Origin of the sequence: Methylotenera mobilis JLW8, from assembly GCF_000023705.1 — a bacterium.
GTDB classification, from domain to species: domain Bacteria; phylum Pseudomonadota; class Gammaproteobacteria; order Burkholderiales; family Methylophilaceae; genus Methylotenera; species Methylotenera mobilis.
Map to the genome: position 1 here is coordinate 1,236,892 of NC_012968.1, position 23,920 is coordinate 1,260,811.

Here is a 23,920-nt window from a genome sequence, read left to right on the forward strand (position 1 = left end):
ATACACACCATAAATACACTACCCAAAACGGCGAATAAAAAGCCCGCTATTGATGATCAATGCGGGCTTCAATCACTGCTGTTAATGGCTAGTTAGACTTTTTTAAACACCAAGCTGCCGTTGGTACCGCCAAAACCAAAGTTGTTCTTCAGTGCGTACTCGATTTTCATATCGCGTGCAGTATTGGCACAGTAATCCAGATCACAGTCAGGGTCTTGATTAAAGATGTTAATGGTCGGTGGTGACAATTGGTTGTGAATTGCCAGCACGGTAAACACAGACTCCAAACCACCTGCACCACCAAGTAAATGGCCGGTCATGGATTTGGTTGAGTTAACCACTAATTTATAGGCATGTTCACCAAAAGCAGCTTTAATTGCGTTGGTTTCATTGGTATCACCTAGTGGTGTAGATGTGCCGTGCGCGTTAACGTACTGCACTGCATCTGCATTAATACCAGCGTTTTGCATTGCATTACGCATAGAGCGGCGTGGGCCATCCATATTGGGCGCGGTCATGTGGAACGCATCTGCACTCATGCCGTAGCCGCTTAGTTCGGCATAAATTTTTGCGCCACGTTTTTTAGCGTGTTCGTATTCTTCCAACACCATCACACCTGCGCCCTCACCAATCACAAAGCCATCGCGGTCTTTATCCCATGGGCGGCTAGCGGTTGCAGGGTCATCGTTGCGTGTTGAAAGTGCCCGCGCTGCCGCAAAGCCACCAACGCTTAAACGTGTGATTGCAGCCTCAGCACCACCGGCAATCATCACATCTGCATCGCCGTATTCAATCATACGTGAAGCATCACCGATAGAGTGCGTACCAGTTGTACAAGCGGTAACAATAGAAACATTCGGGCCCTTAAAGCCAAACATAATGCTTAAGTTACCTGAAATCATATTAATAATGGTGCCAGGAATGAAAAATGGCGAAATCTTGCGTGGCCCAGACTCTTTGTACAGTATGTCTGTGTCTTCAATCAGTTGCATGCCACCGATACCTGAGCCAATAGAAACGCCGATGCGCTCAGCATTTTCTTCGGTAGCCACGATACCTGAATCTTTAACCGCTTCAATCGCAGCTGCTAAGCCGTATTGAATAAACGTATCCATACGTCTTGCGTCTTTTGCTGTGATGAAATCTTCAGGATTAAAATCTTTGACTTCGCCCGCGATGGTTGATGCAAATGCACTCGTGTCAAATTTGGTGATTTGTGTGATGCCAGATTTACCGGCAACAAGATTATCCCAAGCAGTTTTAACACCAATACCTACAGGTGATACAACGCCAAGACCAGTAACTACCACTCTACGTTTAGACATACAGGATACCTCTAAGAATTCTTTACTATGTGTATGCTGCAAATTGCTCGCAGCCGCACTGTACAACAAGATTGTACAACAAGGACTATCTCTGTTTCTGTCATCCCTGCTGCTTTGAGATAAAGCTTAGCCGGTGGAATTTAGAGACACCTCTAAAAACACTGGCACAGGGATTAGGAAACAAAAAGGCAAAAGGCAGCAAGCTCTGAATGAGCAAACTGCCTAATTGTGAATTTATTTGAGGTTAGTATTGATGTAATCAATCGCTAATTGAACTGTAGTGATTTTTTCTGCTTCCTCATCAGGGATTTCACAGTCAAACTCTTCTTCTAGCGCCATTACCAACTCTACTGTATCTAGTGAATCAGCACCTAAATCATCTACAAATGATGATGCATTTTTAACATCAGCTTCATTTGCACCTAGTTGTTCAGCAACAATTTTTTTAACACGTTGTTCGATGTCAGACATCTAAATACCCCTTAATATAAAAAATAGCTTAAATATAAAAAATAGTCAGCTAAGGCAGCATTCTACCAAAACTCAACAATAATACAAAAAACTTAATCAATCGATAGCAAATCTAATGGTGTCTTTATATAAAAACAGCATTAAACCATTAACATTCCGCCGTTTACATGGATTGTTTCACCAGTAATATAAGCAGCATTCGGTGAGGCTAAAAACGCAACCGTCGCGGCAATCTCTTTTACAGAACCTAGGCGCCCTACCGGAATACGAGCCAACATTTTATTGGTGATGTCTTCAGACAACTCAGCTGTCATATCAGTTTCAATAAAACCTGGAGCCACGCAGTTTACGGTAATTCCGCGGCTGCCAACCTCGGCTGCCAACGATTTTGTAAATCCTGTCATGCCTGCTTTTGCCGCAGCATAATTGGTTTGACCTGCATTACCCATATGACCAACCACGGATGAAATGCTAATAATGCGACCAGCACGTGCTTTCATCATTGGGCGCAATACAGCCTGGCTCATGCGGAACACTGATGTTAAATTGGTGCTGATCACAGCATCCCAGTCATCATCCTTCATGCGCATCAGCAAAGTGTCACGTGTAATGCCTGCATTGTTGACTAGCACGCTCACATCACCATATTTTTCGCCAATCGCTTTTAGCGTAGCTTCTACTTGTGCTGCATCATTCACATCCAAAGCCATGCCCTCGCCTTTGATGCCGGCAGCAGCCAATGTCTCACTGATAGCAGATGCGCCCTTATCTGAGGTTGCGGTACCGATGACGATTGCGCCTTGTTTACCCAATTCTAAAGCAATAGCAGCACCAATGCCGCGGCTTGCGCCTGTGATTAATGCAATTTGACCAGCTAACATAAGCAAACCCTTATTAATTTTTAAAGTGTATTTTTGAACTCAAGTAATGCGTCATTACTTGTTAATGCTGCGCATGGTAACTCAGCAACGATGCGCTTGGTTAACCCTGCCAATACTTTACCAGGGCCGCATTCTGCAGATTGTGTAACACCTAGCGCGGCGATATGCTGCACAGTTTCTACCCAGCGCACGGGGCTGTACAATTGGCGCACCAGCGCGTCTTTTATTTTAGCACCATCATCGTGAGCAGCAACATCGGCGTTGTGTATGACAGGAATGATCGGTGCGTTAATCGTGATGTTCGCTAAGTAGTCCGCCAATTTAACTGCGGCTGGGCGCATCAGCGCGCAGTGCGATGGCACGCTTACTGGCAGCGCTAACGCACGTTTGGCACCTTTTGCTTTGGCAGCTTCCATGCCGCGTTCTACCGCGGCTTTATTGCCTGCAATCACTACTTGGCCTGGTGAGTTTAGGTTAACAGCTTCCAACACCTCGCCTTGTGCAGCCTCAGTGCAAACTGCGCGCACTGCGTCATCATCAAGGCCTAAAATTGCAGCCATGGCACCTACGCCAGCAGGCACAGCACTTTGCATCACTTCTGCACGGTATCTCACTAGTGGCAGTGCATCTTTAAATGACAATGCACCAGCGGCTACTAATGCAGTGTATTCTCCTAGGCTGTGACCTGCTACCACTGCAGGCACTTGGTCTGATACAGCTTGCCATGCGCGCCAAGCAGCTACACCTGCAGTTAGCATAATAGGCTGTGTGCTTGTTGTTTCGTTAATTAGCTCATTAGCTTCGGTCGCCATAGACCAAAAATCCACACCTAAAATATCTGATGCTTCTTGAAATGTGTCGCGAACAATTTGGTTATCACCAAAGCCGCTCATCATGCCTACTGACTGTGAGCCTTGGCCTGGGAAAAAGAATGCTGTTTTTTTCATAAATTACTTTATATTATCTATATAGTTAATTGAATATTAATATTTAATTAATGCAGAACCCCAGGTGAATCCACCACCAAAAGCTTCCATCAATATCATGTCGCCACGTTTGATGCGGCCATCTTTTACCGCGGTATCTAGCGCCAAAGGAATAGATGCTGCGGAGGTATTACCATGTTTATCCACAGTAACCACCACACGATCCATACTCATGTCTAATTTTTTGGCCGTTGCCTGCAAGATACGGATATTGGCTTGGTGTGGCACCAGCCAGTCAATATCTGATTTTTGCATATTGTTGGCAGCCAGCGTTTCATCAACAATCTGATCTAAAGTGTTAACTGCCACCTTGAACACGGCGTTACCTTCCATCACTACGGTATCTGGCTTATCTGCATTGCGTGGTACATGCAGCATGTTTTCATAGCGGCCATCCGCATGTAAGTGGGTAGAAATAATGCCCTGTTCACTTGATGCCTGCAGCACAACTGCACCAGCGCCATCGCCCCATAAAATGCAGTTGCCACGGTCTGTGTAATCGGTGATGCGTGAGAATGTTTCCGCACCAATCACCAATGCACATTTAGCGCTACCGGCTTTAATAAAATTATCAGCGGTGGTTAGCGCATACACAAAGCCGCTGCACACTGCTTGAATGTCAAACGCTGGGCAGCCAGAAATCTCTAATTTTCTTTGCACCATGGTTGCCACGCTAGGAAACACTTTATCTGGTGTAGCTGTTGCAACAATAATTAAATCAATATCATTGGGGCTTAAGCCAGCGCTTGCAATTGCATTTTTAGCAGCTTGCAGCGCTAAGTCGCTGGTGAATTCACCTTCGGCTGCAATGTGGCGCTCACGGATACCTGTGCGTGTAAAAATCCATTCATCGGTGGTATCTACCATACGCTCCAAATCGGCGTTGGTGAGTATTTTGCTTGGTAAATAGCTACCGGTACCTGCTATACGAGAAAATATCATTGCATATCCTGAGGGTTGTTTACAGCCGCGCCTTTTGCGTCAGGGCTTGGTTGTAAATGTTCAATTTCTAGCTGCTCGGTAATACGGCGTAGCACTCCGCTACGCGCTTCTTCTATTGCCACATGAATTGCGGAGAAAAAAGCTACCTGATCTGCGCCGCCGTGGCTTTTAACCACGATGCCGCGCAAGCCTAAAAAACTAGCGCCATTATAGCGACGAGGGTCTAAGCGATTTTTAAAAGCTTTGAGTACCGGCATGGCACAAAGTGCCATTAATTTGGTTAGCCAGCTTTTTTTGAATTCCTGTGTTAAAAACTTGCCCATCATATGAGCCAAGCCCTCTGTGGTTTTTAGTGAGACATTGCCCACAAAGCCATCGCACACAACTAAATCCGTGGTGCCTTTGAAAATGTCATCACCTTCAACATTACCATAAAAGTTTAAATGACTGGCTTTCAGTAACTCACCAGCCTGCTTAACTACTTCATTGCCTTTGATGTCTTCTGATCCAATGTTCAGCAAGCCAACAGTCGGGCGTTCTTTGTGCTCCACACAACTCACCAGCATAGCGCCCATGATTGCAAACTGATAAAGGTGTTCAGGTGTGCAGTCTGCGTTTGCGCCTAAATCCAACATATAGGTATTGCCTTTTTCACTAGGCAAGGCGGATGCGATGGCTGGGCGATCAATGCCAGGTAAAGTTTTTAATACAAAACGTGCTGTTGCCATAAGGGCGCCTGTGTTGCCTGCACTAACGCAAGCATTGGCTTCGCCGCTTTTCACCAAATTAATGGCAACGCGCATGGAGGAATCTTTTTTATTTTTTAGGGCACTTTGCGGCGATTCATCCATAGTCACAACCTCAGTTGCATGATGAATGCGCAGGCGCGGATTAACACTTGCCTTATGTGCTTTAAGTTCAGCTTCAATTACGTCACTTAAGCCCACTAAAACAATATTTAACTCAGAATCTGAATTCAGTGCTTTCAATGCCGCCGGCACTGTTACGTGGGGGCCGTGATCACCACCCATTGCGTCAATCGCAATTGTAATATCCATTACTTTATACTCAATCTGAATAGTAAGGGTTTAATCGGAACATCGTTGCCACAAGCTGGCAACAGATTAATTAGGTGCGCTATTAAAACATAACGCCGCTCCAAGCTAATGGAGCGGCGTTATGTTTCCTGTACTGCCAAACAATTCAATCTACACCAAAGCTGTTATTGAAATTGTTCGCCGAGTAGATTTACTCGCCTTTTGATGGCAATACTTTACGGCCACGGTAGTAGCCATTAGGACTAATATGGTGACGCAAGTGCGTTTCGCCAGTAGTTGGCTCAACTGCTAATGGTGGATTTGTCAAAAAGTCGTGCGAACGGTGCATGCCGCGCTTTGAAGGTGTCTTTTTGTTTTGCTGAACTGCCATAATAAACTCCAATAAAATGATTAAAACATCATCTCAATTACTTGTAAATCGACGCGAATAAATGAATAACGCATCACTAATTTAAGATTACACTAAATAACTAACCCGTAATAATAATACAAAACATTAGTTTTGTCAGCCAATACTATATATTTTAAGATTTAATTAATCCTTTGAGTGCCGCAAATGGGTTGGGTTTCTCGCCGCTTTGTGTTGTTGCCGGAGCGCAGTCACTTTCGTGCACGGGTGCGATAGGTAGCGCCAGTATAACCTCATCTTCGATTAGCAGCTTAACATCCATGGCTTGGCTCACCTCTTGAATATCAATATCGTCACCAATCTCCGCTTCAAGATCCTCTAGCGATTCTTCGTCTGCATTGCTGATGAGGTAGTGAAAGTTAAGTGCTAAAGTTAAAGGCATTTCCGATAGGCAGCGCTGGCAGCTTGTTATCAGGTTGGCATTTAGTGTTAGGTGCAAAAAAGATTGTCCAAGTGCATTTTTTTCACCTGAGAGAGTGAATTCAATTTCACCAGCCTGCTCGGCGGTGTTAGTGTGCTTACTGTCTCCTGTAGATTTTCCCTGCCGGGAGGTGGTTAATTCGCACAGCCTAGGAAACTCCGTGAGCGGCAGCTTTGCTTGCAAGCGCTCACCGCGGGCGGCAAAAGCTAGGTTATCGATTAAGATGTTTTGATTGGTCATAACTAAAGTTTCAAATTGGATTGAATTTCATTAGGTGAAATTATCCTAGATAATGAGCGGTTAAGGTAAATATTCCTATCCTATGGGGAAAAATTTTTGTGGCACCTCGGGCGCATGATCATTTTTATAGTTATTTGGTGTTTAATCTAGGTGTTGATGGATAGTTGAAATGACTTTTCATGCTGAATTTGGCGCTTAAATTTGCGCTAGGGATTTAGCAATTAAGCCTCCCATGGTACAATTGCGCTGTTTTTGTAACGATATTTAATAAAATTAAGGCTTACCTACGTGTTCAAAAAAATTCTAGTTGCTAACCGCGGTGAAATTGCAGTACGTATTGTGCGCGCATGCTCTGAGATGGGCATCAAATCTGTTGCAATCTATACAGATGCAGACCGTCAGGCTTTACATGTTAAAAAGGCAGATGAAGCTTATCATATTGGTACAGACCCTGTCGCCGGCTATTTAAATGCGCATAATATTGTTAATTTGGCAGTGGCTGCAGGTTGCGATGCACTACACCCTGGCTATGGCTTTTTGTCTGAAAATCCAGAGTTGGCTGAGATTTGTGAACGTCGTGGCGTTAAATTTATCGGCCCGAATGCTGACGTGATTCGTCAAATGGGTGACAAGATTCAAGCGCGTAATGCGATGACTAAAGCAGGCATTCCGTGCACTCCTGGTAGCAATGGCAATTTAAAGGATTTGGAAGAAGCCGTAGCGCTTGCCAATAAAATTGGCTATCCAGTAATGCTGAAAGCAACGAATGGTGGCGGTGGCCGCGGTATTCGTCGTTGCGATAGCGAAAAAGAGTTATTAGGTAATTATGATCGCGTAATTAGTGAAGCGAGCAAGGCTTTCGGTAAACCTGAAGTGTTTATTGAAAAGTGCGTTGTGTCACCGCGGCATATTGAAGTGCAGGTGTTGGCTGACTCTCAGGGAAATGCTATTCACCTATTTGAGCGTGACTGTTCAATTCAGCGCCGCAACCAAAAATTAATCGAAATTGCCCCCTCACCTCAGCTTTCCCAAGCGCAGCGTGAATATATTGGTGGGCTAGCAGTAAAAGCTGCGAAAGCAGTTGGCTATGAAAATGCAGGTACCGTTGAGTTCCTATTGGACTCTGACAATACTTTCTACTTCATGGAAATGAATACACGCTTGCAAGTGGAACATACGGTGACAGAAACAATCACAGGTATTGATATTGTGCAGGAGCAAATCCGTGTGGCTTATGGCTTGCCTTTACAGTACAAGCAAAAAGACGTGTCCTTTAGAGGTTACGCGATGGAGTTCCGTATCAATGCGGAAGATCCTAAAAATGGATTCTTGCCAAGTTTTGGTAAAATTACACGTTATTACGCGCCCGGTGGTCCAGGTGTGCGTATGGATGCTGCGATATTTAGTGGCTATGAAATTCCGCCCTACTACGACTCTATGTGCGCCAAGTTAACGGTATGGGCGCTGACATGGGAAGGTGTGATTGAGCGCGGACGTCGCGCACTGGACGACATGATTATTTATGGGGTGAAAACGACCATCCCTTATTATCAGGAAATTCTTAAGCATCAGGAGTTTAGGGATGCCGAGTTTAATACCAGCTTTGTAGAGATGCATCCAGAATTAGCGAACTACGCTAATGAAATTCCGCCAGAGCTAATCGCAGCAGCGATTTCAGCGGTAATTGCGGCGCACGAAGGTATTTAACAAGATTTCAAAGTATTAACAATTAATTTTAACCTTAGATTGATAGATTAAAAATATGGCAAAAGTATCTGTTACTGAACTAGTTTTACGCGATGGTCACCAGTCGCTTATAGCAACCCGCATGCGCACTGAGGATATGCTACCAATTTGTGCAAAGCTTGATGCTATTGGCTTTTGGTCGCTTGAAGCTTGGGGCGGTGCAACATTCGATGCATGTGTACGTTTTCTGAAAGAAGACCCGTGGGAGCGTTTGGCTAAATTGCGTAAAGCGTTACCTAACAGCCGCATTAAAATGCTGCTGCGTGGTCAGAACTTGTTGGGTTACCGCCACTACTCTGATGACGTAGTGCGTGCTTTCGTACAGAAATCAGCAGATAACGGTGTAGATGTTTTCCGTATTTTTGACGCAATGAATGACTTGCGTAACATTCAAACCTCAGTAGACGCTGTTAAAAAATTGGGCAAACACGCTGAAGGTGCCATTGCATACACCACTAGCCCAGTACATGATGTTAATTATTTTGTGCAATTAGCCAAAGAGTTAGAAGCCATGGGTTGCGACACCATTGCCATTAAAGATATGGCTGGCTTGCTCACGCCACAAGGCACCGGTGAGTTGGTTGCTGCATTGCGCAGTGCTGTTAATTTGCCAATTCAATTACATAGCCATGCGACTTCAGGCCTTTCTGCCATGAGTTTGCTAAAAGGTATTGAAGCCGGCGCAAGTATTATTGACACTTGTAACTCATCGTTTGGTGAAGGTGCTAGCCATTCATCTACTGAAAGTTTAGTGGCGGCATTGCAAGGCACTGAATACGACACTGGTTTAGATTTGGGTGCATTGCAAGAAATTACTGCTTACTTCAGAGATGTGCGTAAGAAATACTGGCAGTTTGAAAGTGAATTTACTGGTGTAGATACTCGCGTGCTGGTCAACCAGATTCCTGGTGGCATGATTTCAAATCTGTCTAACCAGCTTAAAGAACAAGGCGCGCTTAACCGCATGGATGAAGTGCTGCAAGAGATTCCACGCGTACGTGAAGACTTAGGCTACCCTCCTTTGGTAACGCCAACCTCACAAATTGTGGGTACACAAGCAGTGCTCAACGTGATGACAGGCGCACGTTATAAATCTATTACCAATGAAGTTAAAAATTACTTCTTGGGTCAATACGGTAAAGCCCCTGCTGCGGTTAACGAAACCATCAAGCAACAAGCAGTTGGTGATGCTGTAGTAGTGAGCTGTAGACCAGCTGATTTACTCAAGCCAGAAATGGCAAGATTAAGCAGTGAAGCTGAGCGATTTGCGAAGTCTGAAGAAGATGTACTGACTTATGCAATGTTCCCGGATATTGGTCAAACTTATTTACAAGAGCGTAATGCCGGTTCATTAGTGCCTGAAGTGTTGTTAGATAAGAACTCAATTAAATCCAGTGGCCCGCGATTTGCGCCAAATGAATTTAAAGTGACCTTGCATGGCGAAACATTCCACATCAACGTGACTGGTAGTGGCCACGCAGGTGAAGAGCAGCGTCCTTATTTTGTATCGATTGACGGTATTGCTGAAGAAGTGATTGTGGAAACACTCAGTGAAATTGAGATTTCTAACGGTGGCGCTACAAGTAGCGGTGGCAAAAGAAAAGTAGCCAGCAATACAAGCAGCGGTCGTCCACGCCCTTCTCACCCTGGCCATGTGACAACCTCTATGCCTGGCACTATTGTTGCTATTAAGGTTAACGTTGGCGATAAAGTAAAAGCTGGTGATGGCGTGTTGGTGATCGAGGCCATGAAGATGGAGAATGAAATCCAAGCTTCTGTCACAGGCACCGTAGTAGCAATACACGCGGCTAAAGGTGATACAGTTACCCCTGACGAATCTCTACTGGAAATTCAACCTGAATAAGAGATGTTTTAATTAACAAACTTTAATTTAAAGACTAGGCCGACGGATACTTACTGTCGGCTTTTTTATTACTGTGACAATCATGCATAACAATCTAATCCTTGCTTCATCCTCCGTTTACCGACGTGAGTTATTAACCCGCTTACAGATTCCTTTTAGCTGCATTTCTCCTGATGTTGATGAAACACCATTTGAGCATGAGTTGCCGCAAGAAACCGCTTTAAGGCTAGCTAAAGAAAAGGCCATCAAAATTGGCACTACACATACAGATGCGCTGGTGATTGGCTGCGATCAAGTAGCTACGCTAGATAATATGCAACTGGGTAAACCGTTAAATCATGACAACGCGACTAAACAGCTGCGCATGATGCGTGGCCGTGAGGTGATTTTTCATAGTGCCTTATGTTTATACAACGCTAAAACACAGCATATGCAAGCAACCGTTGTTCCTTATGTTGTGAAGTTTAGAAACTTAACCGATGCACAGATTGAAAGTTACTTATTAAAAGAACAGCCTTATCATTGTGCCGGCAGTGCTAAATCCGAAGGCTTAGGCATTGCCATTATCGAGAAGATGACAGGTGAAGACCCTAACGCACTGATTGGCTTACCGCTGATTGCTTTGATTAATATGCTGAACCATGAGCAAGTGTACGTCATATAAATTAACAATAATAAATAAACGCTATCAATGAACTAAGTAGTATGGCTTGTTGCCACATTTACCCACTCTCACCAAGAAGGAGTTTGTAATGCCAAATCAATATAAACTGATCACACTGTGCGTGCTGTCTGTGTTATCTGGCAATGTCATGTCTGCTGACGCAGATGAAGTTGCCAGTAGTTTAAACGATCAGCAATCTGTTGCAGTCACAATCTATAACGGCAATCTGGCGCTAGTAAAAGATCAGCGTAAAGTGAAGTTAAATAGTGGGTTAAACAACTTGGCATTACGTGACGTAAGCGCACAAATCCGGCCAGAAACAGCTTTGTTGCGCAGTATTAGCCACAAGGGTAGTTTTGATACCTTAGAGCAGAATTTTGATTTTGACTTACTCACGCCACAAAAGCTGCTTGAGAAATATGTAGGAAAAATGGTGCGCGTGCTTAACGTAAATCCTGCCACCGGCGTGGAAACTAGCGAGCAAGCTACCGTGTTGTCCGCCAATGGCGGCGTGGTAATGAAAATCGGTAACCGTATCGAGACTGGTATGCCTGGGCGTATTGTGTACGACAACGTCCCTATCAATTTACGTGATCGCCCTACTTTAATTACTAAGCTACAGAATAAAACAGCAGGCGACCAATCTGTTGAGTTGAGTTACCTCACTGGTGGTTTGGATTGGAAAGCAGATTACGTGGCTGAACTAAGCCCCAAAGAGGATAGCCTAGATTTATCAGGCTGGGTGACCCTCACCAATACCAGCGGCACCAGTTACCAGAATGCTAAATTGCAGCTGGTGGCTGGAGATGTGAATCGTGTGCAAGATAATTATCCGCGCGCCATGAGTATGAGAAAAGGCGCTGTAATGGCAGCTGAAGCCGCTGCACCTATGGCGGAAGAATCACTGCTTGAATACCATTTATATAGCCTAGATCGCCAAACCACTATTGCAGAGAACCAAACTAAACAAGTGGCATTACTCTCAGCATCACAGGTGCCGGCACGCAAAGAGTTGGTGTTACGTGGCGCGGACTATTATTACAACGCTAGTTATGGCGACTTGGGTCAGAAGTTAAAAGTTAGCGTATTTATAGATTTTGATAACAAAGAAGCGGCAAAGCTAGGTATGCCATTACCCAAAGGCGTGATGCGTGTCTATAAAAAAGATAGTCAAGGCAATGCGCAATTTGTAGGTGAGGACCATATCGACCATACACCAAAAAATGAAACAGTACGCCTGAAACTGGGTGAGACATTTGATGTGACCGCAGATAAAAAACAGGCAGACTTTAAAACGCTGCCACGCCCTGCCAAAGGCAACAGTATGTTTGAAAGTGCGTATGAGATTGTAATCAAGAATGCAAAAAAAGAGCATGTTTCTGTCACCGTACAAGAGCCGATTCCTGCTGATTGGAAAATAATCAAAGAAAGTCACCCTAGCCAAAAAGCTACCAGCAATACGGCTGTGTGGAAAATTGACGTGCCGGCGGAAGGTAAGGCTACACTAAGTTATCGAGTACAAGTGAAGTATTAAAAAGTGAAATATTAATGATTAATCAAAAAGCAGGCACACTGTATTTTATTCCGGTCACCATGGGTGAAGACAATATCACCAAGGTATTGCCATCAGAGGTGATCGGAATCGCACAACAATTGGATGAGTTTATCGTAGAAAACGAGAAAACTGCGCGTCATTTCTTAAGTGCAATTAAACATAGCAAACCAATACGTGAGCTCGTACTTAAACCATTGAACGAGCACACCAGCGATAAAGAACTGCCCGCATTACTGAGTTCACTGATAGCAGGTAAAGATGTAGGCTTAATGAGTGAAGCTGGATGCCCTGGTATTGCGGACCCTGGAGCCAAGCTTGCTGCACTAGCCCATCAAAAAGGGATTCGCATAGCTCCATTGGTCGGCCCCTCTTCTATCTTACTCAGCCTAATGGCAAGTGGCTTGAATGGACAGCGCTTTACCTTTTTAGGCTATTTACCTAGCGACAAGGCCGCACGCGTTAATCAGCTCAAAGAAATTGAAAAACGCTCCAAGCAGCAGGAAACCCAAATCTTTATTGAAACACCTTATCGTAACCAGCATATGTTGGAAGATATACTGAATACATGTCATGGCGAAACTAGGCTGTGTATTGCCTGCAATATTAGCTGTGGCGATGAGTTTATTGTGACTAAGCGTGTGAAAGAGTGGAAAGCACAGGCACTGCCGGATTTACACAAAAAGCCAACCGTATTTTTATTGTTGGCTTAATTGGCTTGAACTTAATTACTTGAATTAATAGTTTGGAATAAGCGCCCGTACCGGTGCATAGCTGCGCCGGTGCACAGGTGAAACACCATGCTGGCGCAACAATGCCATATGAGCGGCTGTGGGATAGCCTTTATGCTGTGCAAATCCGTACATGGGATATTGTTGGTCTAGCTCATACAGTGCGGCATCGCGCGCAGTTTTTGCCAAAATAGATGCTGCAGAAATAGCCTGCACTTTGCTATCCCCTTTTACGATAGCCTCACATGGTAAGCTAATCTTAGGACATTTATTGCCATCTACTTGTACTAGTAACTGCATATTCGTTAAGCTAGCTTGTACGGCTTGGCTATTCTGTATCGACTCAATGGCACGCTGCATTGCAAGCAAACTAGCTTGCAATATATTGATCGCATCAATTTCCTCTACGGTGCTGTGAGCAACTCCCCAAGCTAGGGCATGTGTTTTAATCTCAAGCGCCAAAGCGTCACGCTTTTTTTCACTGAGTTTTTTTGAGTCGGCTAAACCATGAATCGGTTTTGCCGGATCGAGTATCACAGCTGCCGCGTATACCGCGCCAGCTAGAGGCCCTCGCCCTGCTTCATCTACGCCGCAAATTAACTGCATGAAATTCACTTTAGATGCGAAAGCACAGCAATTGCCGCTTTTTCAGCAGTGTTTTGCTTTAATTGATAATGAATGTCAGTAAACTCACTTTTAATCGCGGCAAGTTTCTCTTTGTCATTCACAAGATCCAGCGCTGTCTGCGCAATTTTTTCAGCAGTGGCATCGTCTTGTAGTAATTCTGGCACTACAAATTTTTCTGCCAGTATGTTAGGTAAGCCTACATACGGCTGCAAGCGCATGCGTTTAAGCAATTGCCAGCTCATATTAGACATGCGATAGGTAATTACCATTGGCTTTTTGAGCAATGCAGCCTCAAGCGTCGCTGTACCTGATGCAACAATCACTACGTTCGCTGCTTCCATCGCATCATGTGCATGACCAAATAGTAGCTGAATCGGCAGCGCCTCATGCTCGTTAAAAATAGCCAGTTCAAAAATACGGCGTGTTTCGCGCGTAATCAACGGCACTAAGAAAATGGCATTAGGCTGCTGTGCGAAAATCTGCTTAGCTGTTTGCACAAATAAATCTGCATGCTGCTGCACTTCGCTTTGACGGCTACCAGGCAGCATTGCTACAATTAACGCATCTGCATCTAATTTCAGAATCTCACGTGCACCAGCAACATCCGGCTCTATTGGTAACATGTCAGCCAATGGGTGGCCTACGTAGGCGACAGGGACGCCCTTCTCTTTGTATAAAGCTGGCTCGAAAGGAAATAGTGCCAACACTTGATTGACTGCTTTCTTGATCTTGTTAATGCGATTCTTACGCCAAGCCCAAATAGATGGACTCACATAATGTATCGTTTTAACACCTTTGTTTTTAAGCTTTCTCTCTAGCCAGAAATTAAAATCAGGCGCATCAATGCCAATAAACAAATCTGGAGGGTCACTTAAAAAATGATTGAGTAATTCGCGGCGTAGCTTGAGTAAGCCCCACAAATGCTTAATCACCTCGAGATAACCTCTTACAGAAAGCCGCTCAATTGGGTAAAGTGATTTAGCGCCCTCGCTGATCATTTTAGGTCCAGCGATACCGACAAACTCAATATCAGAACGTTTTTGTTTAAGTGCTTGTATCAGATGACTACCAAGTAGATCACCTGAGGCTTCTCCAGCCACGATGCCAATTCTAATCATAATATTGCGCGATTAACGGACAATGCCGCGAGTAGATACATTCAGAAAATCAGTTAACAGTCCAATTTCTGGTGTTTTTGATAGCATGGCTTCTAGTTCAACTTTAGCTTCTTCTAAAGTTAAGCCTTTGCGATACAACGCTTTATAAGCACGTTTGATTTGCAAAATGCTTTCAGGTGAGAAGCCACGGCGTTTGAGACCTTCAGCGTTGATACCATGCGGTTTTGCATCGTAACCAGCGGCTGTCACATAAGGTGGAATATCTTTAAACACCACAGAACCGACAGCGGTAATCACATGCGAGCCAATTTTGCAGAACTGATGTACCAGTGTAAACCCGCCTAAAATCGCGTAGTCGTGCATGTCCACGTGACCTGCCAGCGATGAGTTGTTGGCCAAAATAGTGTGATTACCTACCTGGCAATCATGCGCAATATGTACGTATGCCATGATCCAGTTATCGTTGCCAATTTTTGTAGTGCCTTTGTCCTGCACCGTGCCACGATTAAAAGTACAGAACTCACGAATGGTATTGTTATCGCCAATCTCAAGTAGTGTTGGCTCGCCTTTGTATTTCTTATCCTGAGGCGCTTCACCTAGCGATGAATACTGAAAAATTTGGTTATTTTTGCCAATAGTTGTTGGACCATTAATCGCAACATGGCTAGCTACGCGCGTGCCTGCATCAATTTTTACTTGCGGCCCAATAACAGTATACGCGCCTACTTCAACGCTGGAGTCCAACTCGGCTGAGGCATCTATGATGGCGGTTGGATGAATTTTTGCAGTATGCATTTTTGACTTCACTTATTCTTTGTGTGCGATATAGCGCTAATGATTAGCTTACTTTTCAATTGCTTTTAATATGCACATCATTTGCGCCTCAGCCACAACTGTACCATCTACAGTGGCAACGCCTGAATATTTCCAGATACCTTTCAGAATGCGGTCAATTTTTACGTTCAGTACAATTTGATCGCCAGGTGACACTGGTTTTTTAAAGCGTGCGCTATCAATCCCTGCAAAATAATAAACAGAGTCATCTGTAGGTTTGGTGTCCATGGTTTTGAACGACAAGATGGCAGCGGCTTGTGCCATGGCTTCAACAATCAAAACGCCAGGCATGACTGGGTGATATGGGAAGTGTCCAGGAAAGTAAGGCTCATTCACACTGACGTTTTTAATGGCGGTGATTTCCTTACCCAACTCTAGAGACAGCACGCGATCAACCAATACAAATGGATAACGATGCGGCAAATGCTCTAAAATTTCATGAATATCCATACTAGTAGTAGCGGTTGCATTATTAGTCATATTAATCTCGGTTTACTTCTTTAAAGAGTTTTATTGTTAATTTGTGAAATTTGTCTATTACTTTGTTTTTAAAAAACTAATTTCAGCTTCAAGTTGTTTAATTCTTGCGGAAAAGTCATCTAAGTGACGAATTTTTGCCGCAGTGTTGAGCCATGCCTTATGTGTCTGGAAAGGCATCAGCGCTGTGTACGTATCAGCCGTTGCCAATGAGCGCGTAATCATGCTTCCAGGTGAAATCGTTACGTGATCAGCAATTTCAAGATGGCCTAGAATCATGGCTGCGCCACCTATTTTACAGTGTTTACCTATACGTGCACTGCCTGCTACACCAACACAACCAGCAATGACAGTATGCGCGCCAATGACGCAGTTATGTCCGATTTGAATCAGGTTATCTAGCTTGACACCTTCTTCGATAATCGTGTCATCAATCGCACCGCGGTCAACCGTCGTATTGGCGCCAATGTCGACATTGGCATGAATCACTACGCGCCCTACTTGCGGGATTTTGAGCCATTTTCCGGCTTCCTCAGCATAGCCAAAACCATCTGAGCCAATAATCACACCCGAAAATATATGGCAATTTTCGCCAATTTCGCAATGATGTTTAATGACCACGTTGGGTTCTAAGCGCGTTCTTGCTGCAATCTTTACATCATTTTCAATCACGCAACCACTAGTGATAACCACGTGCTCGCCTAGCGTTACATTTTCACCAATCACAACGAGTGAACCTATGCTGCAGGAAGCTGGAATTTGGGCAGACGCATGAATGACAGCAGTTTTATGCAGGCCAGTAGGCGCGACAGCTAATGGATTTAGAAAGGCGGATAGTTTTGCAAAGTACGCGTAAGGATTATCAACGATAATCTTTGGTTGTGTCGTGAGGTTGGCATGTGCTTCTTTCATGATAAAAGCACTAGCTTTACTATCAGCTAGCGCCTTTTGGTACTTACTATCATTGAAGAAACTAATAGAGCCTGCTTGCGCATTTGCAATCGAAGACACTCTACTGATTAAAACACTGCCATCGCCTACAACATGACCACCTAGCGCACTAACAATATCGTTAAGTGAGTATTGCTGACCCATGCTTTAGCTCGAAAATATGACGTTATCAAACAAATTGCTTATTTCTTACCCAGCAATTTTAATACCTTGTCTGTAATGTCAATTTTTTTGCTGGCGTAAGCAACTCCGCTGTATACAACCAAATCGTAACCTTCAGCTTCAGATACTGATTGAACGGCTTTGTTAATACGGTCTTGCAAAGAGCCTAGCTCTTCGTTTTTACGTAAATTGATATCTTCACGTAATTCACGTTGTTTACGTTGGAATTCAATTTTAATATTTTGTGCATCGCGCTCTTTGCTGCGGCGCTCTGATTCAGAAAGCGTTAAACCTTCTTTATCTAACACGGTTTCAATATCCTTAATTTGCTTAGCCATACGCTCAAGCTCTTGTGAACGCGGACTAAATTCTTTTTCTAATTTTTTGCCGCTCTCAGCCGTCTGTGGTGCGTCTTGCAAAATTTTATCCACTTGTACATAACCAACTTTTAACTCTGCCGATTGAGCACTTGCTGCGAATGTGATTAAGCTTGCAACTAATAAACTTTTTAAAAACTGACTCAATTAATTTCTCCTAACGCGGTACCGGACATATGTGCATCATTATGCCATAAGACATTCAATCGAATAAGCGGCTAGGCTGTATTCGATTGAATTATGTATAAATCTCTTTAGAACTGTTGTCCCAACTGGAACTGGATAGTCTGTGTATTATCACCTGGTTTGCTATTTAATGGTTTAGCAAACACTAGTTTCAATGGGCCAAACGGCGAAACCCAGCTTAAGCCTAGACCTGTTGAATAGCGTAACTCACCAAAATCATAAGAGTCATTGGCGCCAAAAACATTACCAGCGTCAGCAAACACGCTCATTCTAAACTGTTTCGAGTCTTTTAAGCCCGGAATGGGAACATATAACTCCGCATTACCCAGCATGCGCTTAGTACCACCTAAAGCAAAATCGTTACCGGTAGTAGAGTCGATGCCCCTAGGTCCCAATGAGCCATTGGTATAGCCTCTGACAGAGTTAACGCCACCCATGTAGAAGTTTTTAAAGAATGGATAGTTTTTATTGCCATAGGAGTCAGCATAGCCAATCTCGCCGTTTAGCATCAAGGTGTAGCCGGTAAGTAATTCTTTAAACCATGCATGCTTGTAATCTATTTTGTAATACTCTAAATCAAGCACTGGGATAGTAACCTCGCCAGACAATCGTTGTAACACCCCTTTGGTGGTAAACATAATGCTATCTCTAGAATCATGCGTCCAGCCTGCACTCGCTACAATAGAATTGCTGCTACAACCGCTGGCCTTATCACAGAAGTCCTTATACTGCTGCGGGCTTTGTGAGGTTAAATCCACCGATGTAAAGTCAGCAGCAAGGCCAAAGTTAACACCGTCACGCTCATTTAACGGGATGCCAAATCGAACACCACCGCCATAAGATGAGGTGCTGTAAGTACCGATATTAAGTGAACTAGTATTCACGTCACGACGATATAAATCGATACCTCGACTAACACCATCCGGTGTGAAATAAGGATCGGTGTATGAAAGGGAGTAAGTGGTATTGACTTTACCCGTATTTACTTGAGCACTGACACGGTTACCTGTACCTAAGAAGTTATTCTGATTAACGGTAATACCGAATACCACACCCTCGTTACTAGACAAACCGGCACCAAACTGTACGCTGCCCGTAGATTTTTCTGTCACACTAATATTTAAATCAACCTGATCGGCAGTGCCAGCCACTGCGGGGGTTTCTACATTGACATCAGAGAAAAAGTCTGTACGAGTAATACGCTCTTTTGAACGGTTAATTTTATTTGACGCATACCAAGCAGACTCGAGTTGACGTACTTCACGGCGAATTACTTCATCACGCGTACGCGTGTTGCCAACCACGTTGATACGTCTTACGTATACACGCTTGCCAGGATCAACAAAAAAGGTAAAGGCGGCAGTATGCTGTTCTTTGTTGATGTCTGGCACTGGATTCACATTTGAGAATGCATAACCATCATTACTTAATCTATCACTGATTGCTTTGCTTGTTTGCGTCACTTTCTCACGGCTAAACGTATCCCCAGCCTGCACCTGAATCAATTGACGCAACTCATCTTCAGGCACCAGTGTTTCGCCAGCTAACTTCACTTCTGAAATCGTGTACTTTTCACCTTCAGTAATATTAATAGTGATGTAGATATCTTTTTTATCTGGGGTAATCGATACCTGTGTTGAATCGATATTAAACTCAAGATAGCCTTGGTTCATATAAAACGAGCGCAAGGCCTCTAAATCGGCATTTAGCTTTTGCTTGGAGTATTGGTCATCTTTATTCCACCAACTCATCCAGTTAGGGGTAGTCAGCAAAAACTGCGCTCGAAGATCCTCAATGGTGTAGGCCTTGTTGCCAACGATATTAATATCGCGAATCTTGGAAACCGCGCCCTCTTCAATATCGAAACGTACAGCAACACGGTTACGTTCCAATGGCGTCACCACTGTTTTTACCGTAGCGCCATATTTACCTTGTGATAAGTACTGGCGTTTAATTTCCTGCTCAGCACGGTCTAGTTGCGATTTGTCAAAAATCTGGCTCTCAGCAATACCAATTTGCTTTAAGCCCTCTTTCATTTTGTCGGTGGGGAATGATTTATTGCCGCTGAATTCAATTTGTGCAATAGCTGCGCGCTCTTGCACCGTCACAATCAGCACGTTGTTTTCGGCTTCAATACGTACATCCTTGAAAAAGCCTGTGCTGTATAACGACTTAATGGCTTGTGATGCAAGGTCATCATCCATGATCTCGCCAACTTTAACCGGCAGATGACTAAATACTGTACCAGCTTCTGTTCTCTGAATACCTTCTACTCGAATATCTTTCACTTGAAATGGTTCAAGCGCCATCACTGAGCCAGCATACAAGCTTGAGACCAGCAACAACATAGATTTAAGTTTTAATTTAGGGTATTTCAAATTTTGAATTGCCATTCAATCAGCCTGTTATTAATCTATTTATATCGTTATAGAACGCCAAAACCATCATAAACGCGAGAATCAGTACGCCTATTCTTTGCCCTATACTCATTACGGCTTCAGATACAGGGCGTCCTGTAAAAAATTCAACCATATAATACATGAAATGCCCACCATCTAGTATGGGAATCGGTAATAGATTAAGCACTCCGATGCTAATACTGATCAGCGCCAGAAAGCCGATAAAAGCCTTAATACCCATATTTGCACTTTGTCCGGCATAGCTGGCAATCGTCACTGGGCCACTCATGCCCTTCCAAGACACGTTACCTATCAACATATTACCCATCATCTTTAGGCTAAATGCCGCTGTGTCCCATGTTTTGTCTATGGCCTTTAGCATGGCGCCAGCAACTGAGTAATGAGTGGTAACGAAAAGTTTGTCTAACTCACTTTGCGGCGTGTTAAAGCCAGCGCCAATGCGGCCTACTTTCTCACCATTTTCCTCTATGAGCTCCGGTGTGATATTCAGCCGAATTGGCTGGCCGTTGCGCTCTACTATCAATGTTATTGGTGTTTCTGGATGCGACCTAATTTCTTTAACAAAGGCTTCCCAATCGTTAACCTTTATTTGATTAAGCTCAAGCACTAAATCCTTAGTTTTTAAGCCCGCTTTTTCTGCTGGACTACCTGCAGTCACTTCTCCAATTTCAGCAGGGATAGCTGGCATTGCAACCAAAAATCCGATTTTTTCTAATATGTCTTGCTTCTCATCTTCCAAGTTAATATTGGACACATTGAGATGGTAGAGTTTGATTTCGTTTTGTTGGGTGATTGTTTGTACTTCAATGTCAGCTTTCTTGAGTGACTCTTTTAATAGAGCCCAGCGGACATCTTGCCAACTAGTCACACTTTGCTGGTTGATCGTTTGAACTACCTCACCAACTTGCAGTTGCTGCATTGCTGCGGGGCTGTTATCTACCAGCTTGCCAATGACTGGCTTCATCCCGACTACGCCAGCCATGAATAAAACCCAGTACAGTAAAATGGCAAGTAATAAGTTAGCAACGGGGCCAGCAAGTACGATTGCCATGCGCTTACCCAAGCTTTGCCTATTCAGTGCACGCGACATGTCTTGATCACTAGCCTGCGTAGCATCTGATAGCGGTTCTTCCCCAAACATTTTTACATACCCACCTAGCGGAATTGCTGCAATCACATACTCGGTTTGGTCTTTACCAAATTTTCTACTCCAAAGCGGATGGCCGAAGCCTATAGAAAATTTAAGTACTTTTACACCGCACCATCTGGCCACTTGAAAGTGTCCATACTCATGTACCGTGACTACGATACCTATGGTCAGTATAAAAGCGAGTGTTGTTAGCATGTGGGCAGTTTATGTCGATAAAATATGTGGGATGGCATTAATGGGCAACAGATAAGGTACTTAACCACTGCTTTGCTGCGCGTCTGGCGGTAGCATCTACATCCACCAGTTGCGGTATCGAAGTCACCGCCTCGATATTAGATTTGCTTAATACAGAATCAATCAATGCTGGTATCTCCATAAAGCCTATCTGATCAGCAAGAAACGCCTCAACTGCGATTTCATTCGCTGCATTAAGAATGGCTGGTGCAGTACCGCCGATATCTAGAGCCTCATAGGCTAGGCGCAAGCAAGGAAACTTACTTTGGTCTGGTGCGCAAAAGTCCAGGCGCCCTATCTTTAATAAATCCAAGCTGCTAACTCCGCTCACTAAACGGTCTGGGTAACCTAAACCATAAGCAATTGGCGTACGCATATCAGGATTGCCCAACTGAGCCAGTACGCTACCATCGTTATACTCAACCATGGAGTGTATAACGCTTTGCGGATGCACAACCACTTCAATTTGTGCAGAACTTGCATTGAACAGCCAATGTGCCTCAATCACTTCTAGCCCTTTATTCATCATGGTTGCTGAGTCTATGGTGATTTTAGGGCCCATCACCCAGTTTGGGTGGTTTAAGGCTTGTGCGCGTGTTACATTATGCAACTGCTCTATGCTGGCGTTGCGGAATGGACCGCCAGATGCTGTGAGCAGAATACGTTTCACCCCCATGTCTGCCAATACTCTGGTTTGCTGATATGGAGTACGCTGGTATGGCATGACTTGAAAAATTGCGTTATGTTCACTGTCGATAGGAAGCAATGTTGCACCGCCATCAATGACTGCCTGCATAAACAAGTTGCCTGCCATCACCAAGGTTTCTTTGTTAGCCAATAGAATACGCTTGCCGGCTTTTGCTGCCGCCATCGCTGGGTGCAAACCCGCCGCGCCCACAATTGCTGCCATGACAACATCAACGTCTTGGTGCGAGGCAACCTCGCTAAGTGCTGTTTCCCCCTGCAATACAGTGGTTGCCACTCCTGCGCTTTTAAGTTTGTCCGCCAATGCTGAGGCTGCACTTGCCGATAACAATACGGCATAGCGAGGTTGATACTTGATGCATAAATCAAATAAGCCCTCTACATTAGTGCTGGCTGTTAACGCAAACACACCAAAGCGCTCAGGGTGTTGGCTAATCACATCTAAAGTTTGTGTGCCGATTGTGCCAGTTGCGCCAAGTATCGTTACCTGCTGTACCTTACCTTGTGTGTTTAAGTCCACATTATCAACTGATGACACACTAACCATGCACGTTAAATCCTGAGAAATGTAAAAGAGAGATAGCAAGCAAAATCATCGGCAATGTTGGAATAAAGCCATCAATCCTATCTAGGATTCCACCATGCCCAGGCAACAATTGACCGCTATCTTTTAATCCAGCTTGGCGCTTCATTAAAGACTCTACCAAGTCACCCATAACGCTAAATAAAACTACCAACCATAAGGCTACAACTAACCACAGGCTAATTTGTTGGTAATAGCAAAGCAAGCTGCCATACACGGTCACAGCCGCAAGTGCGCCCAACACACCTTCCCATGTTTTGCCTGGGCTGATATTGGGTGCTAATTTACGACGACCAAAGCGTTTTCCCGCGAAATATGCAGCGCTGTCTGCCAAGCTTACCGTAGCGATTGCGCCGATTAACAGCCAGGGGTTGATTGTGCGAAGTTCTACAAATGCGACCCATGTGGCGAAAATAAGCACAGCGCCTAGAACACACATCATAAAGCGATGTTGGCAAGATTTGCGCTGCTTTAACCATGCAGGCGCTATGACAAGCCAAAATAATGCAGAAAGGCTTAATAGGCTAAGTTGAATATGGGACTGATATGACGCCAACGCAGTGTATGGCAACGATAGCAAGCCAATGCCAGTGATTGCAGCGATCACCACATAAACGACAGATTGCGTACGACTCAGCTTAATCAGATGCGACCACTCAGTGACGGCAAGCAGAGAGATGCCAAGCATTACTATTGCCCATACTGGTTTAGACGCTAAAAATACAGTCAATAACAGACCTGTAACCAACAATACTGCGGTAATCACTCGGGTTCTTAGCATTTTTAGATCATTATATTAATTAGAG

The 23,920-nt window shown here is 44.2% G+C and carries 23 protein-coding genes; 5 read left to right on the plus strand and 18 right to left on the minus strand.

The window, feature by feature from the left end; all coding sequences use genetic code 11:
* Nucleotides 1–92: 92 nt before the first annotated feature.
* The 8 genes from fabF to MMOL_RS05820 all read right to left on the minus strand — a co-directional run bounded on the left by fabF (nt 93) and on the right by MMOL_RS05820 (nt 6,733).
* Nucleotides 93–1,325 carry a beta-ketoacyl-ACP synthase II gene (gene fabF / locus MMOL_RS05785; RefSeq protein ID WP_015832082.1) on the minus strand — a complete coding sequence of 411 codons (1,233 nt, stop codon included), beginning with the start codon at nt 1,323–1,325 and terminating at the stop codon, nt 93–95.
* A 234-nt stretch (nt 1,326–1,559) separates the two neighbouring features.
* On the minus strand, nt 1,560–1,796 hold the full coding sequence (gene acpP / locus MMOL_RS05790; protein WP_015832083.1) for an acyl carrier protein: 237 nt from the start codon (nt 1,794–1,796) through the stop codon (nt 1,560–1,562).
* Nucleotides 1,797–1,936: 140 nt separating this feature from the next.
* Nucleotides 1,937–2,677, minus strand: coding sequence for a 3-oxoacyl-ACP reductase FabG (fabG, locus tag MMOL_RS05795; protein WP_015832084.1), 741 nt, complete (start codon nt 2,675–2,677; stop codon nt 1,937–1,939).
* 20 nt (nt 2,678–2,697) lie between these two features.
* Nucleotides 2,698–3,624: an ACP S-malonyltransferase gene (gene fabD, locus MMOL_RS05800; protein WP_015832085.1), complete on the minus strand. Its 927-nt coding sequence runs from the start codon at nt 3,622–3,624 to the stop codon at nt 2,698–2,700.
* Between the two features lie 36 nt (nt 3,625–3,660).
* Nucleotides 3,661–4,605 carry a beta-ketoacyl-ACP synthase III gene (locus tag MMOL_RS05805; RefSeq protein ID WP_015832086.1) on the minus strand — a complete coding sequence of 315 codons (945 nt, stop codon included), beginning with the start codon at nt 4,603–4,605 and terminating at the stop codon, nt 3,661–3,663.
* The gene (gene plsX, locus MMOL_RS05810) at nt 4,602–5,663 is read right to left on the minus strand and encodes a phosphate acyltransferase PlsX (RefSeq protein WP_015832087.1); all 1,062 of its coding nucleotides are present in this window, start codon (nt 5,661–5,663) and stop codon (nt 4,602–4,604) included. The genes MMOL_RS05805 and plsX overlap by 4 nt, the downstream gene beginning before the upstream one ends.
* A gap of 190 nt (nt 5,664–5,853) precedes the next feature.
* Nucleotides 5,854–6,033 carry a 50S ribosomal protein L32 gene (gene rpmF, locus MMOL_RS05815; protein WP_015832088.1) on the minus strand — a complete coding sequence of 60 codons (180 nt, stop codon included), beginning with the start codon at nt 6,031–6,033 and terminating at the stop codon, nt 5,854–5,856.
* Between the two features lie 154 nt (nt 6,034–6,187).
* Nucleotides 6,188–6,733, minus strand: coding sequence for a YceD family protein (locus tag MMOL_RS05820; protein WP_015832089.1), 546 nt, complete (start codon nt 6,731–6,733; stop codon nt 6,188–6,190).
* Between the two features lie 288 nt (nt 6,734–7,021).
* Here MMOL_RS05820 and MMOL_RS05825 point away from each other — a divergent pair, with 288 nt between their 5' ends.
* From MMOL_RS05825 to MMOL_RS05845, 5 genes are all read left to right on the plus strand, one after another.
* Nucleotides 7,022–8,440: an acetyl-CoA carboxylase biotin carboxylase subunit gene (locus MMOL_RS05825; protein WP_015832090.1), complete on the plus strand. Its 1,419-nt coding sequence runs from the start codon at nt 7,022–7,024 to the stop codon at nt 8,438–8,440.
* A gap of 55 nt (nt 8,441–8,495) precedes the next feature.
* Nucleotides 8,496–10,343 (plus strand): sodium-extruding oxaloacetate decarboxylase subunit alpha, encoded by a 1,848-nt coding sequence (oadA, locus tag MMOL_RS05830; protein ID WP_015832091.1) that lies wholly within the window; start codon nt 8,496–8,498, stop codon nt 10,341–10,343.
* An 82-nt stretch (nt 10,344–10,425) separates the two neighbouring features.
* Complete coding sequence (locus MMOL_RS05835; protein ID WP_015832092.1) at nt 10,426–11,007, plus strand: Maf family nucleotide pyrophosphatase; 582 nt, start codon at nt 10,426–10,428, stop codon at nt 11,005–11,007.
* A gap of 88 nt (nt 11,008–11,095) precedes the next feature.
* The gene (locus MMOL_RS05840; RefSeq protein WP_015832093.1) at nt 11,096–12,541 is read left to right on the plus strand and encodes a DUF4139 domain-containing protein; all 1,446 of its coding nucleotides are present in this window, start codon (nt 11,096–11,098) and stop codon (nt 12,539–12,541) included.
* Between the two features lie 14 nt (nt 12,542–12,555).
* Complete coding sequence (locus MMOL_RS05845; protein ID WP_015832094.1) at nt 12,556–13,272, plus strand: SAM-dependent methyltransferase; 717 nt, start codon at nt 12,556–12,558, stop codon at nt 13,270–13,272.
* Nucleotides 13,273–13,296: 24 nt separating this feature from the next.
* On the opposite strand, the gene rnhB is transcribed toward MMOL_RS05845, so the two are convergent.
* The 10 genes from rnhB to MMOL_RS05895 all read right to left on the minus strand — a co-directional run bounded on the left by rnhB (nt 13,297) and on the right by MMOL_RS05895 (nt 23,895).
* Nucleotides 13,297–13,896, minus strand: a complete 600-nt coding sequence (gene rnhB, locus MMOL_RS05850) for a ribonuclease HII (protein WP_015832095.1) — start codon at nt 13,894–13,896, stop codon at nt 13,297–13,299.
* 5 nt (nt 13,897–13,901) lie between these two features.
* Entirely contained in the window at nt 13,902–15,035 is a 1,134-nt protein-coding gene (gene lpxB, locus MMOL_RS05855) for a lipid-A-disaccharide synthase (RefSeq protein ID WP_015832096.1), read from the minus strand.
* 12 nt (nt 15,036–15,047) lie between these two features.
* On the minus strand, nt 15,048–15,830 hold the full coding sequence (gene lpxA, locus MMOL_RS05860) for an acyl-ACP--UDP-N-acetylglucosamine O-acyltransferase (RefSeq protein WP_015832097.1): 783 nt from the start codon (nt 15,828–15,830) through the stop codon (nt 15,048–15,050).
* Between the two features lie 48 nt (nt 15,831–15,878).
* Nucleotides 15,879–16,349, minus strand: coding sequence for a 3-hydroxyacyl-ACP dehydratase FabZ (fabZ, locus tag MMOL_RS05865; RefSeq protein WP_015832098.1), 471 nt, complete (start codon nt 16,347–16,349; stop codon nt 15,879–15,881).
* Nucleotides 16,350–16,406: 57 nt separating this feature from the next.
* Entirely contained in the window at nt 16,407–17,441 is a 1,035-nt protein-coding gene (gene lpxD / locus MMOL_RS05870; protein WP_015832099.1) for a UDP-3-O-(3-hydroxymyristoyl)glucosamine N-acyltransferase, read from the minus strand.
* 38 nt (nt 17,442–17,479) lie between these two features.
* The gene (locus MMOL_RS05875; protein ID WP_015832100.1) at nt 17,480–17,983 is read right to left on the minus strand and encodes an OmpH/Skp family outer membrane protein; all 504 of its coding nucleotides are present in this window, start codon (nt 17,981–17,983) and stop codon (nt 17,480–17,482) included.
* A gap of 107 nt (nt 17,984–18,090) precedes the next feature.
* The gene (bamA, locus tag MMOL_RS05880; RefSeq protein WP_476638823.1) at nt 18,091–20,370 is read right to left on the minus strand and encodes an outer membrane protein assembly factor BamA; all 2,280 of its coding nucleotides are present in this window, start codon (nt 20,368–20,370) and stop codon (nt 18,091–18,093) included.
* Between the two features lie 49 nt (nt 20,371–20,419).
* Nucleotides 20,420–21,787, minus strand: a complete 1,368-nt coding sequence (gene rseP, locus MMOL_RS05885; protein ID WP_015832102.1) for an RIP metalloprotease RseP — start codon at nt 21,785–21,787, stop codon at nt 20,420–20,422.
* A 37-nt stretch (nt 21,788–21,824) separates the two neighbouring features.
* Nucleotides 21,825–23,078 (minus strand): 1-deoxy-D-xylulose-5-phosphate reductoisomerase, encoded by a 1,254-nt coding sequence (ispC, locus tag MMOL_RS05890; protein ID WP_015832103.1) that lies wholly within the window; start codon nt 23,076–23,078, stop codon nt 21,825–21,827.
* The gene (locus MMOL_RS05895; RefSeq protein ID WP_015832104.1) at nt 23,071–23,895 is read right to left on the minus strand and encodes a phosphatidate cytidylyltransferase; all 825 of its coding nucleotides are present in this window, start codon (nt 23,893–23,895) and stop codon (nt 23,071–23,073) included. Before MMOL_RS05895 ends, ispC begins: the two co-directional genes overlap by 8 nt.
* Nucleotides 23,896–23,920 lie beyond the last annotated feature (25 nt).

Coding starts and splice junctions, on each gene's coding strand:
- oadA (WP_015832091.1), top strand. CDS start 8,496: ATGGCAAAAGTATCTGTTACTGAACTAGTTTTACGCGATGGTCACCAG.
- rseP (WP_015832102.1), bottom strand. CDS start 21,787: ATGCTAACAACACTCGCTTTTATACTGACCATAGGTATCGTAGTCACG.
- fabD (WP_015832085.1), bottom strand. CDS start 3,624: ATGAAAAAAACAGCATTCTTTTTCCCAGGCCAAGGCTCACAGTCAGTA.
- plsX (WP_015832087.1), bottom strand. CDS start 5,663: ATGGATATTACAATTGCGATTGACGCAATGGGTGGTGATCACGGCCCC.
- acpP (WP_015832083.1), bottom strand. CDS start 1,796: ATGTCTGACATCGAACAACGTGTTAAAAAAATTGTTGCTGAACAACTA.
- fabG (WP_015832084.1), bottom strand. CDS start 2,677: ATGTTAGCTGGTCAAATTGCATTAATCACAGGCGCAAGCCGCGGCATT.
- rnhB (WP_015832095.1), bottom strand. CDS start 13,896: ATGCAGTTAATTTGCGGCGTAGATGAAGCAGGGCGAGGGCCTCTAGCT.
- MMOL_RS05820 (WP_015832089.1), bottom strand. CDS start 6,733: ATGACCAATCAAAACATCTTAATCGATAACCTAGCTTTTGCCGCCCGC.
- rpmF (WP_015832088.1), bottom strand. CDS start 6,033: ATGGCAGTTCAGCAAAACAAAAAGACACCTTCAAAGCGCGGCATGCAC.
- MMOL_RS05845 (WP_015832094.1), top strand. CDS start 12,556: ATGATTAATCAAAAAGCAGGCACACTGTATTTTATTCCGGTCACCATG.
- MMOL_RS05840 (WP_015832093.1), top strand. CDS start 11,096: ATGCCAAATCAATATAAACTGATCACACTGTGCGTGCTGTCTGTGTTA.
- MMOL_RS05835 (WP_015832092.1), top strand. CDS start 10,426: ATGCATAACAATCTAATCCTTGCTTCATCCTCCGTTTACCGACGTGAG.
- fabF (WP_015832082.1), bottom strand. CDS start 1,325: ATGTCTAAACGTAGAGTGGTAGTTACTGGTCTTGGCGTTGTATCACCT.
- MMOL_RS05895 (WP_015832104.1), bottom strand. CDS start 23,895: ATGCTAAGAACCCGAGTGATTACCGCAGTATTGTTGGTTACAGGTCTG.
- MMOL_RS05805 (WP_015832086.1), bottom strand. CDS start 4,605: ATGATATTTTCTCGTATAGCAGGTACCGGTAGCTATTTACCAAGCAAA.
- lpxB (WP_015832096.1), bottom strand. CDS start 15,035: ATGATTAGAATTGGCATCGTGGCTGGAGAAGCCTCAGGTGATCTACTT.
- fabZ (WP_015832098.1), bottom strand. CDS start 16,349: ATGACTAATAATGCAACCGCTACTACTAGTATGGATATTCATGAAATT.
- bamA (WP_476638823.1), bottom strand. CDS start 20,370: ATGTTGTTGCTGGTCTCAAGCTTGTATGCTGGCTCAGTGATGGCGCTT.
- lpxA (WP_015832097.1), bottom strand. CDS start 15,830: ATGCATACTGCAAAAATTCATCCAACCGCCATCATAGATGCCTCAGCC.
- ispC (WP_015832103.1), bottom strand. CDS start 23,078: ATGGTTAGTGTGTCATCAGTTGATAATGTGGACTTAAACACACAAGGT.
- lpxD (WP_015832099.1), bottom strand. CDS start 17,441: ATGGGTCAGCAATACTCACTTAACGATATTGTTAGTGCGCTAGGTGGT.